Origin of the sequence: Micromonospora sp. NPDC050417 (genome assembly GCF_044458865.1) — a bacterium.
Taxonomy (GTDB): Bacteria; Actinomycetota; Actinomycetes; order Mycobacteriales; family Micromonosporaceae; genus Micromonospora_G.
Window position 1 is genome coordinate 119,550 of sequence record NZ_JBITIH010000022.1, and the last position, 11,177, is coordinate 130,726.

Sequence of the window (11,177 nt, forward strand, 5' to 3'; positions counted from 1 at the left end):
CCAGGCAGTTCTAGGTGGCGCGTGCCCTGTCTAGGTGAGGCATGCCCTGGTGACGGCCGCCGTTCGAGATGCTGTTGGTGGGGCGATTCGACGCGCGACGGCCGACGCACGATCATCCGTATGTCGTGGACATGAGTCAGATCTGGCGGTGGCCGTGCGCCACAGCGTAGATGCTCTGTGACGGCAGCAGGGATTGGCTCCCGGTGCCTACCTCGTTCGCGAGCCGGCTCGGACGGGTGGAGCCGCGCGGGACAGGTGGAGCCGCGTCGGACGGCAGCGGCTTCGTGTTCGGATCGTTGGCGCTGCCGTACTAACTGTCCGCGATCGCCGCCGGGGCACCGGCGAGCGAGAACTTCTCCCGCAGCCGGGAGTAGAAGTGCGACGAGTGGAGCCGGACCAGCTTGGCCGGGGTCGCCGCCGGCTGCACCGTCACCCAGTCCCCCGGGTTCAGCACCCCGCGCAACTGACCGTCGACGCTCACCGCGACCGCCCCCGAGTGGTCGAGCACCCGTACCGAGACGGCCTCGTCGGCGGCCACCACCATGCTGCGGTTGAAGACCATGTGTGCGGCGACCGGGGTCAACACGAGCGCACGCAGCCGTGGCGACAGGACCGGGCCACCGGCGGCGAAACTGTACGCGGTCGAACCCGTCGGGCTCGCCACCACCAGGGCGTCCGCCGAGTACGAGGTGAAGAGGCTCTCGTCGAGGTAGACCCCGAGGCTGGCCTGCCGGTCGCGGGCAAGCTTCTCGAAGACGATGTCGTTGAGCGCGGTGACGTCGAGCGCCACCCCGGCCCGGTCGATCGGCGCCGGTGACTCGCGCAGCGGCGGCGGGGGCAGCAGCGGGCCGCGCCCGTACCGGAGCAGGTCCTGCATGCCCTCCGGGATCTCCAGCGGCCGGGAGGCGCAGAGGGTCAGCATCAGTCGCTCGTCGAGCTGCACCTGTCCGGAGAAGTACGCGTCGAGCGCCGCGTCGATCTCGGTCGGCTCGACCTCGGTCAGGAACCCGACCCGGCCGACGTTGATGCCGAGCACCGGTACGCCGTCCTCGGCCGCGACCCGGGCGCCGCGCAGGAACGTACCGTCGCCACCGACCGTGACGACGAGCGCCGGGTGGCCGGCGGCCCTTGCCTCGTCGACCGCGTTGCGCCGGTGGCAGTGCGCCCAGTCCGGCCCCCAGACGTCGGTGTCACTGACCTCGATGTCGTGTGCCGCCGCCCAGCGCCGAACCACGTCGGCCGCCTCGACCGCAGCCTGGCGGCCCGTGTGCGTCACCAGACCGATCCGCTCGCGCCCCATGATTTCTCGCTTCTCCTCCGTCGCCGCAAACCGGCTCCTCGCCCACCGCTGTCGGTACCGGGCGGCGCGAAGCCGATCAGTGCAGCTTACGGACCGGATCGGCGGTGGGGCCGGCGCGGTGAGCGAACGAACCCCGGGTTCACCGGCACCCGCTGGTCGACGCCGTCGCCCAGGGATCGACGCGGTGCGGGGCATCACGGACAGACACCGATCCGGACGATCACCGATGATGGGGCGGAATCGGACGAGATGCCTGGAGGAGATCATGACCGCGGACAGTGGCACCAACCGCTACGGGAAAGCGTGGCACGACGCGTACGACCAGCCAGGGTCACCGCTCTGGCACCGCCTCCAGGCAGTCCAGGAACAGTTGCGGCGGGCCCTCGCCGGCACCGCCCCGGGACCGATCCGCCTGGTCAGCGCCTGCGCCGGCCAGGGGCGTGACGTCGTCGGGGTGCTCCGCGACCATCCTCGTCGGATGGACGTACAGGCCCGGCTGATCGAGTGGGACCCGGAGAACGCGGCGCGGGCGCGGGCCGACACGAGGACGGCGGGACTCGACGAGCAGATCGAGGTGGTCGAGGCGGACGCCGGGCTCGCCAGCCCGTACGCCGATGCCGTACCCGCCGAGGTGGTGCTGATGTGCGGTGTCTTCGGCAACATCTCCGACGCCGACGTACGGGCCACGGTGACGGCCCTGCCCCAACTCTGCGCCCCGGACGCCTTCGTGATCTGGACCCGACACCGGCAGGACCCGGATCTCACCCCGGCGCTGCGGCAGTGGTTCGCCGAGGCTGGTTTCCGAGAGCGGGATTTCGTCGCCCCCGCCGACCTGCATTTCAGTGTCGGGTTGCACCAGCTCACGAGCCCGCCGGCCCGTTTCGACCCAACCACCCGTTACTTCCGCTTCACCCGGTAACCGGCTTGATTCCGCTCGGTCTGGTACGCGACGCCGACGACCGACCCGAAGCCGACACCGGCCGGGCAGCAGCCAGAGCGTCATCGACCCAGCCCTACACAGGCTGCGCCCTGGTGGTCAGCGGCTGACCTCGACCTGGAACTCGTGCACCCACCGGTCGGGGTGGTCCGGTACGAACTCGAGGCAGACCTCGCGGGCGTACCCGATCATGCGGTATCCGTTCTCCTCGACCCAGCGGGCCAGGATCTGCATGCTCCGGTCGGCCTCGTCCATGGAACCCCGGTGGATGATGGTCGCGGCGGATTCGATCCCGGGCAGGTCGACGATGGCGAAGTCGTGACCGGGCTGCGGTGCGACGGCGACCGCCACTCCCGCGTGCACCACCACCGCCTCGCCGGGTTCGCCCGGCGCGGGCTCGTAGTACGCGACCGACGGCCCGACCATGGCCACTCCCGCCGCGTCGACCCGCCGGATCACTTCGGGATAGAGGGGCTGGATCACCGGCCCGATGTCGGCGGCCTCGTAGCTGGCCGCGACGGCGCTCAGCTCGGCGACCCGAACCGGTGCGATCTTCTTCAGTACGACGTCCTCGGTGTGCATGTGGCCCTCGTTCTCGATCATCCGGAGCCTCGCCTCGATCCCGGTGAGCCGGGCCGCGTCCGCCGCCAGCCGCGCGGCCAGCTCCGCCCGTTGCAGGCGCAGCATGCCGCGCAGTTCCTCGACGTCGAGTTGGTCGTCGAGGACCGCCTGTACCTGCTGCAGGGTGAAGCCGAGATCTTTCAGGGCGATCACCCGGTTGAGCCGACGCAACTGGTCGGCGTGGTAGAAGCGGTATCCGTTGGTGGGGTCGACGACCGCCGGGCGCAGCAGTCCGATCGCGTCGTAGTGGCGCAGCATGCGGACCGACACCCGGCCGACCTTCGCGAAGTCTCCGATACTGAACATGACCTGCCCCACCTTGGCCCCTGACACCGTGTCACAGTCAAGCCCAGCCTCCCCGCCGTGCGCCAAGGTTAGGAAGGGCCCCTTGTTATACAAAAAGCGATAACAAGGGGCCCTTCCTTACCTCAGTGGGGGGCGCGTACAACTTGCTCCATGGACACGGTCGATCGGACTCCGGTATGGCTGCTCGACATCGACGGTGTGGTCAACGCGATCAGCCGGAAACCGGACCGGAACGTCTGGCCCCGGGACCAGTGGGTCACCGGAACCGCCATCTCGGCCGGCGTCGACTGGCCGATCCTCGCCGCCCGGCCGGTGCTGGACTTCATCCGGGCGGTGCACGAGAAGGGTCGGGCCGAGGTCCGCTGGCACACGACGTGGCAACACGACGCCGGTAACCTCGCCCGGTTGCTTGGGCTGCCGAGCTTCGAGACGCAGGAGTCCCCCGAGTTCACCGAACGCGAGCAGGCTCTTGCCGGTGCCGCGCCGACGGCGGTGAGCCGGGGCTGGTGGAAGTATCCGGCGGCCGAACGGGTGGTGCGCGACGAGGGACGCCCGCTGGTCTGGACCGACGACGACGCGACCTGGGAGCTGCGCGGGCACGACAACGGTACGGAGTTGGCCCGGCTGGCGCCGACGCTGATCGTGTCCCCGCCGGCGCATCTCGGGCTGACCCCGAAGCACCTGCGTCACATCGACGCGTTCCTCGCCATCCAGGCGCCGCGCCCGGCTGACCGGGACGGGTCCTAGGAGCGCGACGAGACCAGCGGCCGGCGCTTCGCGTACCGGCTGTCGGGGCGGGCACCGAGCAGTTCGGCGAGCCGGGCGGCGTCGCGTGGCGCCTGGTCACCGCAGCAGTTGTTCATCAGCACGTGCAGTTCGTCGGTCTCCCGGGCGAATTCGCGGAGCCGGTCCGCCCAGCGGGCGAGTTCCCCCTCGGCGTACGCGTACCGGAATTTCTCCTGTTTGTCGCCGCCGCCCCAGGCCGGGCTGTGGCCGTGGAACCGCACCACCGCCGGGTCCGCGGTGGCGATCAGGACCGGGGGTACGGAGGAGGCGTGTCCCTGTGGCATGTCGACGCTCACCATGGAGAGGTCGTTGCGGGCGAGGAAGCCGACGGTGTAGCGGGCGTTGCCGGGGTCGAGCCACGAGCCGTGCCGGAACTCGACCGCCACCCGGTAGGGCCGGCAGCGCTCGGCGACCTCGACGATCCTGCGCTTGGCCGCCTCGCTGTAGCGCAGCCAGGGCGGGAACTGCAACAGCACCACGCCCAGCTTGCCGGTGGTGGCGATCGGTTCGAGGACGGTTCGGAACCTGACCCAGAGTTCGTCGTACGTCGCCTCGGGCAGGTCCCGGCGCCGTACCCGGCCGTTGGGGTCGCCGACGGGACGCAGGTCCCGGGGTAGCGCGGATACGGCGGTGGGGTGCCCGGTGAAGAGGCTGAACGCCTTCACGTCGAACGTGAACGTCGCCGGCGTACGGCCGGCCCAGGCCGTCGTTGTCTCCGGTGTGGGCAGTGCGTAGTAGGTGGTGTCCACTTCGACCAGGCCGAACCGGCTGGCGTAGTGGGCAAGTCGGCCGGCCGGGGTGTTGACCTCCCGGGGATACCATTTCGAGGCCAGAAGCAGCCGGTCCGCCCAGGACGACGTGCCCACCCGTATCTCACTCATCGCCCTACTGTTCTCCGTCTGGCCCGGACTGAAACCGGCTTGCCTCGTGCCGACCCAGAGCGAACCGGGGGATTTGTGCTATTCTCCTCCGTCGATGTAATGGACGCCCGTCCAGTGATCACCACAATCGCCGGGGAGGACGGAAATTGACGACAGTCGCCATCCCCGTCCACACTTCCCCGATCCTCCAGGGCGAGGAAAAACCCGCCAGCAAGGCCCTGGTCCAGGTCTTCACGATCTTTCCCGCCCTGCTCCGGCTGACCTGTGGGCTCGCCGGGGCCGCCGTGGCGCTGGCGGTACGGACACCGCCGGTCTCCACTCCGCTCCTGATCATCACCGTGGTCGTACTGACCGGCTGGTCGCTGCTCTTCACCGGATGGACCCTGCGGCGCGGACTCACCGCCCCGGTCATCCTGGTCGACCTCTGCCTGACCATCACCGCCTGCCTGCTGATGAACCGGCTGGTCGCCGCCGAGGTGCTGCCCGGCGAGGGGAGTTGGCTCGCCATCCTCGCCAGCACCTCGATCGTGGTCGCCCACTTCGGACTGCCCGCACGCCTCTCCATTCCGGCCGGCCTGGTGGTCACCTCGGCGTACGCGGCCGGCGCGCACCTGGCCGGCAACGACACCGAGGCGGTGGCACACGCCCTGACGCTGATCATCCAGACCGTTTTCGGGGCGGGGCTGGCGGTGCTGACCCGGCGTAGCAGCCGCGCCGCCGACGAGGCGTTCGCGGACTATCAGCGCACCTCCCGGGAGGTGCTGATCGACCGGGCCGCCCGGGAGGCGGAACGCCAACACAACCGCGATCTGCACGACACCGTGCTCTCCACGCTCACCGTCGTCGGCCTCGGTGGGGTCGCCGCCGGGTCACCGCTGCTGCGTGCCCGCGCCGCCGCCGACCTGCGTACGCTCGCCGAACTGGCCAGCTCGCGCGACCGGCCGCCACTGCCGGCGCCCGAGGCGGGCACGTCGGTCGCGCTCGACGACCGGCTACGGGCGGTCCTGCTCCGGGCCGGCCCCCCGAACGTCACCGCCGACCTGCCGGCCTGCGTGGTGCCGCCCGCCGTCGCCGACGCCCTCGCCGACAGCACCGCCGAGGCGCTCTCCAACGTGGTCCGGCACGCCCCCGGCGCCACCTCCTCGGTTCGACTGCGCTTCCACGACGGCGCGGTGGTGGTCGAGGTGACCGACGACGGACCCGGGTTCGACCCGCTCGCGGTCCCGCTGCACCGGTTCGGCCTGCGCGAGTCGATCCACGGGCGGATGGCGGCGGTCGGTGGCCGGGCCGAGGTCGAGTCGCGCACCGGACACGGCACCCGGGTACGGCTGGAGTGGCCCGATGCGGGTTGAGTTGCCTACCCTGCGCGGCGGGTTGACCCGGGCGTCCGCCGTCGGCGCCCCGTCCCCGTCCGCCGGCATCGGGAGCCTGGGCCGGGATGTCGTCGCGGACGTGGCGGCGACCGCCGACCGGGGCAGCCGGGTGGCGGCCGTCCTCATCGCCTTCGGCTGGCACCTGGCGATCAACGCGCCGGCGATCGTGGGCAGTTGGTCGGCCTACCGGGCACCGTGGACGGTTGGCGTCGGGTGGCTGGTCTTCGTGGTCGTCGGCGCGATCTCCGCCGCCCACCTGCTGCGTGGTACACCAACTCCCACCTGGCGGCTGATCGCCGTACTGCTGCTGGTCGAGGCGGTGGTCTTCGTCAACACCCCGGCCGCGCTGCTGTTCCAGCCGGCGAACTGGGGCTGGGGCACGCTCGGCTGGTTCGTCGTCCTGGTGCTGTGGGGGCGCCCGGTCGCCCCGCTGGTCGCGGTCTTCGCCATCGAGGCGACGGTCGCGCTGGCGGCCGTCTTCGTCAACGGGGCCGGGAACGCCGCCGGGCTGAGCCGGTACGCCATGTACACCTACGGCACCGCGACACTTCCGATCGCGTTCAGCGTCGCGGCGAGTGTGCTCCGCACCCTGGCGGCCCGTACGGCCGGCACGGCGACCGCCCGCGCCGCGCTGGAGGCCGAACGGATCGCCGCGCAGCGGGCCAGGGCAGAGCGCCAGGAACGGCTTTCCCTGGTCGACCGGACAGCCGGGGCGATTCTCACCGAGTTGGCCGAGGGGCGTGCCGACCCGACCGACCCGGCGGTGCAACGGCGCTGCGCGTTGGAGGCGTCCCGGTTGCGCCGGCTGATCGCGGAGTCCGACGACGTGCCCGACCCGTTGCTGCACGAACTGCGCGCCGCGGTGGACATCGCGGAACGCAACGGTTTGCCGGTCGAACTCGTCGCCGTCGGTACGTTGCCGACGCTGCCCGTGCACGTACGCCGCCGACTGGCCGAGCCGCTGACCGCGACCCTCGCGTCGGCCCGCCAGTGGGCCAGGTTGACGGTGGTGGCCGAGCCGGCGGAGGTCGTGGTCAGCCTGGTCACCACCGGTACGGCGGCGGGCCCGGTCGGGTCGGCCCCACCAGCCGCCGATGACGAGGAAGTCGAGTACGTGTACGAGCGGGATGGGGAACAGGTATGGGCGCAGACCCGGTGGCGGGCGTCGTGAGCGATAGGGAGAAGCGCTTCACCGTCGCGATCATCGACGACCACCCGGTTGTCGTGGAGGGGGTGCGTTCCTGGCTCGCCCAGGAGCCTCGGCTGATCGTGGTGGCGACCGGCGAGGACCCGGACGTGGTGCTCGCCGACGACCAGCCGATGGCCGACGTCATCCTGCTGGACCTGCGGCTGCACGGCCACCTGGTGATCGACAAGGTGGCCGAGCTGGGGGCCGCCGGCCGGCGGGTGGTGGTCTACTCCGAACACACCGAGGCGGACATCATCCTCTCGGTGCTCGACGCCGGGGCGGTGGCGTTCCTCGCCAAGCACGAGGGGCGGGAGCACTGCGTCACCACCGTGCTCGCCGCGGCGAGTGACCGGGGCTACGTGCCACCCGCGCTCGCCGGTGCGATCGTCGGCGACCGGCGCTCGGGCCGGCCGGTTCTCTCCGAGAAGGAGCGGGAGGCGTTGCTGCTCTGGTTCCAGTCGATGTCGAAGGCGTCGGTGGCCCGTCGGATGAACATCAGTGAGCACACGGTGAAGCAGTATGTCGACCGGGCCCGGATCAAGTACGCCCGCGCCGGGCGCCCGGCCGCGACCAAGGCGGCGTTGCTCGCCCGAGCGATCGAGGACGGACTCGTACGGGCAGAGGAGATCATCGACTACCGGTCATATGCCTCCCCCGATCAGCCGACCCCCTAACGGCTGTCATGACGCCGATCATCCGGTCGGCGAATCTGGTGCGGAGGAAGTTCGTCAACAGGAGGCCCCTAGCCGATGAGCGACGACGCATCCCCTTACTTCGTCCGGCCCCACCGCTTCGACCACGACGACCAGGACGACCGTGCCTTCCCGCAGCTCGACCGGGAGCACCGGGTCGTCCTGGACCCCGGTGAAGGGGCGCTGTGGCGTGGCCGGGTGGAGGTGGCCGGCTACCTGCTCGGTCCCACCCTGGGCAACGGCGCTCTGCACTGGTCCCTGCTCCGTCCGGCGGAGCTGACCATCACCGACCGGCGCCTCGCCTTCGTCTGCGAGGAGTGGGGCTTCGAGGAGGTGTCGGACGGGCGTACCGCCCCGGGTCGGCCCCGGCACCTACGCCGCGACAACGCTACCAACCGGATCATCACCGGGCAGATCCGCTGGCAGTGGCCGGGCCGACTGAATCTGATGCCGGCCGAGCCGGCGACCGGGAGCCGGGCGGCACGGCCGGCGCGGGTACTGCTGGTCTGTGACAGTCTGCGGACGATTCGGCAGCCGGCGCTCTCGTTCGGGGGCGGCGAGGTCGAGCAGGGCGGTGGCGCCGCCGAGCTGATCCATCTTGTCCGCCGGGCGGTCGCCCAGTTCCGGCTGGCCCACCCCGGTACGCCGGAGATGTCGCCGCAGGAGCGGGAGACGCTCTCCGTACGGGCCGGTGTGGGGCGGTCCAGCGAGGGCCTCGCGGATCTGCGGGGCGTTGTTCTTCCCGGGGCGATGGTCGTCGAGTTCACGCACAGGGACGACTATCACCGCCGGCCGACGCGGAGCTCCTTCTCCGCGCGCCGGGCGCCGCAGGCCGGCAGTGCCGGCCTGCGGCGCTCCCGGCAGCCGGGTTCGGCCTCCTGACCGGGGCGGGCAGGAGACGTACGGAGGCAGCCGCGCCGGGGACGGGACAGGCGGAAGGGCCCGTCCGACAATGTTGATCTTCGACTGGTCGCCCGTGCGCGTTCAAGCCAGCGTCGTCAGCCGCTCACCAGTAGCCAACAGAGTGGGGCGTCAACTACGACCTCCCCCTTGGAGAAAAAATGGCCAACATCGGCGATCAGCGCCAGGTGGAGCGCCGTACCCTTTTGCAGGCCGCGCTCGCCGCGCCCGCGGTCGGTGCCGCCACGACGTTGCTCAACTCCTCCCCCGCCCAGGCCGCCGCCGAAGCGGCGGGTAAGTCCGACCCGGAGAACCCCCGGTTCACCATCGCCGTGCTGCCGGACACCCAGTACCTCTTCGACGAGGACAGCTCGGATCCGGAACCGCTGAAGGCGACGTTCCGCTACCTCAACCAGGAGCGCAAGGACGCGAACATCGTGTTCATGACGCACCTCGGCGACGTCACCGAGCACGGCAGCGAGCACGAGATCACGCTGGCCGGAGAGACCTTCCGTACGCTCGACGGCAAGCTGCCGTACAGCGTGCTGGCCGGTAACCACGACATCCGGGGCGGCGACGACCAGCGCGGCGACAGCGCCTACCTGCGTGCCTTCGGGCCGCAGCGGTTCGCCGCGATGCCGACCTTCGGCGGCGCCTCGCCGGACGGGTACAACAGCTTCCACGTGCTGCGTGCCGCCGGCCGGGACTGGCTGGTGCTGGCCCTGGACTGGCGCATCTCGGACAAGGGCCTGCAGTGGGCGCAGGGGGTCATCGACGCCAACCACACCCTGCCGGTCATCCTCACCACGCATGACCTGGCCTCGGCCGACGACGCCGGGCAGGCGCAGTTGTCGGAGAACGGTCGACGCCTCTGGGACCGGCTGATCCGCGACAACGACCAGATCTTCCTCACCCTGAACGGTCACTACTGGCCGCCGGGACGGACCACCCTGCGCAACGCCGCCGGCAACGACGTCCAGGTCCACATCACGAACTACCAGGACCGCTACTACGGCGGGGCGGCGATGATCCGCCTCTACCACTTCGACGTGGTACGCGGCGTCATCGACGTCGAGACGTTCTCGCCGTGGTTCCTGGCTCGCGACCCGGAGAAGCGGTCGCCGCTGGAGGCCGAGACGATCGAACTCACCGGGCCGGTCGACCGGTTCAGCATGGAGATCGACTTCGCGGCGCGGTTCAACGGATTCGCACCGGCGACGCCGCCCGCACCCCGGCCACCGGCGACCGTCGTGGCCCACGCCACCGTGGCGTACTGGCGGTTCGACTCGTACGGCCTGGTCACCGGCGTGTCCGGGGCCCCGGTCCCGGCCGGGGTGGTGGCCCGCGACCTGACCGGCAACGGCAACGACCTGACCGTGCAGCGGCTCAACAACAGCACCCCCGAGGTGCTGCGCTATTCGACCGAACACCACGTGGGTCAACCGGCGCACGCCAGCCTCCGCTTCGACGGCGGCAAGGGCCCGGACCGGGGCGCGATCCTACGGGCCGGACCGAACGCACCGATCAACAGCATGAAGTTCCTCAACGGCTACACCATCGAGACCTTCATCAAGCTGCCGGACCCGTTCGAGGGTGACCACGCCTGGATGGGCATTTTCAGTTGGGAGGGGCGCAGCGGCGACGCCGGCAAGACCACCGGCTGGTCCCCCGACGAGTGCACCTGCAGCCTGAACGTCTCCTCGGAGCGGTTCCTCCAGTACGTCGTCTACCCGGACAAGCAGGACGCCGACCCGACCTCCTGGAGCCACGCCCTGCCGGTGGGTCGCTGGACGCACATCGCCGTGGTGAACAACAGCAGGGCGACCACCGTCTACGTCGACGGCTCGAAGATCGCGCGGAACCCCACCCAGTTGTCGACCGGCATCGCCACCCTCGGCCTGCCGTTCGCGATCGGGGCCACCTCTTCCAACCTCAAGTACAGCCAGGGCTTCTACGGATGGATCGGCGACGTTCGGATCACCGGCCGAGCGCTGCGTCCCGCCGAGTTCCTGACCCCGTACGAGTGAGCCACACCGCCGTCACCCCCCAATGAGGACGCGGGCGCGGGGGGGGGGGGGGCCGGCGGCGCCCGGGGGGCGGGGGGGGGGGGGCCCCCGGGGGGGGCCCCCCCCCCCCACCCAAGCCGGCCGCCCCCACCGCCCCCCCCCCCCCCCCCACAAACACCCACACCA

The 11,177-nt window shown here is 70.9% G+C and carries 10 protein-coding genes; 7 read left to right on the plus strand and 3 right to left on the minus strand.

What is annotated here, in order from left to right:
- Positions 1 to 310 precede the first annotated feature (310 nt).
- Positions 311 to 1,300 carry an NAD(+)/NADH kinase gene (locus tag ACIBF5_RS25940; RefSeq protein ID WP_396815476.1) on the minus strand — a complete coding sequence of 330 codons (990 nt, stop codon included), beginning with the start codon at positions 1,298 to 1,300 and terminating at the stop codon, positions 311 to 313.
- A 265-nt stretch (positions 1,301 to 1,565) separates the two neighbouring features.
- Between ACIBF5_RS25940 and ACIBF5_RS25945 the strand changes: the two genes are divergently transcribed.
- Positions 1,566 to 2,219 carry a class I SAM-dependent methyltransferase family protein gene (locus ACIBF5_RS25945; RefSeq protein ID WP_396815477.1) on the plus strand — a complete coding sequence of 218 codons (654 nt, stop codon included), beginning with the start codon at positions 1,566 to 1,568 and terminating at the stop codon, positions 2,217 to 2,219.
- A gap of 117 nt (positions 2,220 to 2,336) precedes the next feature.
- Here ACIBF5_RS25945 and ACIBF5_RS25950 read toward each other — a convergent pair whose 3' ends face one another.
- Entirely contained in the window at positions 2,337 to 3,164 is an 828-nt protein-coding gene (locus tag ACIBF5_RS25950; protein ID WP_396815478.1) for a MerR family transcriptional regulator, read from the minus strand.
- Between the two features lie 150 nt (positions 3,165 to 3,314).
- Between ACIBF5_RS25950 and ACIBF5_RS25955 the strand changes: the two genes are divergently transcribed.
- Positions 3,315 to 3,911, plus strand: coding sequence for a hypothetical protein (locus tag ACIBF5_RS25955; protein WP_396815479.1), 597 nt, complete (start codon positions 3,315 to 3,317; stop codon positions 3,909 to 3,911).
- On the opposite strand, the gene ACIBF5_RS25960 is transcribed toward ACIBF5_RS25955, so the two are convergent.
- Complete coding sequence (locus tag ACIBF5_RS25960) at positions 3,908 to 4,831, minus strand: DUF72 domain-containing protein (protein WP_396815480.1); 924 nt, start codon at positions 4,829 to 4,831, stop codon at positions 3,908 to 3,910. The two genes, ACIBF5_RS25955 and ACIBF5_RS25960, sit on opposite strands and share 4 nt — an antisense overlap.
- A gap of 146 nt (positions 4,832 to 4,977) precedes the next feature.
- On the opposite strand from ACIBF5_RS25960, the gene ACIBF5_RS25965 reads away from it, so the two are divergent.
- The 5 genes from ACIBF5_RS25965 (at position 4,978) to ACIBF5_RS25985 (ending at position 11,012) form a co-directional block, all read left to right on the plus strand.
- Positions 4,978 to 6,183, plus strand: a complete 1,206-nt coding sequence (locus ACIBF5_RS25965) for a sensor histidine kinase (RefSeq protein WP_396815481.1) — start codon at positions 4,978 to 4,980, stop codon at positions 6,181 to 6,183.
- Positions 6,173 to 7,375, plus strand: a complete 1,203-nt coding sequence (locus ACIBF5_RS25970) for a hypothetical protein (protein ID WP_396815482.1) — start codon at positions 6,173 to 6,175, stop codon at positions 7,373 to 7,375. Before ACIBF5_RS25965 ends, ACIBF5_RS25970 begins: the two co-directional genes overlap by 11 nt.
- Positions 7,345 to 8,067 (plus strand): response regulator, encoded by a 723-nt coding sequence (locus ACIBF5_RS25975; protein ID WP_396815483.1) that lies wholly within the window; start codon positions 7,345 to 7,347, stop codon positions 8,065 to 8,067. The genes ACIBF5_RS25970 and ACIBF5_RS25975 overlap by 31 nt, the downstream gene beginning before the upstream one ends.
- 75 nt (positions 8,068 to 8,142) lie before the next feature.
- Positions 8,143 to 8,967, plus strand: coding sequence for a hypothetical protein (locus ACIBF5_RS25980; RefSeq protein ID WP_396815484.1), 825 nt, complete (start codon positions 8,143 to 8,145; stop codon positions 8,965 to 8,967).
- 179 nt (positions 8,968 to 9,146) lie between these two features.
- The gene (locus ACIBF5_RS25985; RefSeq protein ID WP_396815485.1) at positions 9,147 to 11,012 is read left to right on the plus strand and encodes a LamG-like jellyroll fold domain-containing protein; all 1,866 of its coding nucleotides are present in this window, start codon (positions 9,147 to 9,149) and stop codon (positions 11,010 to 11,012) included.
- Positions 11,013 to 11,177 lie beyond the last annotated feature (165 nt).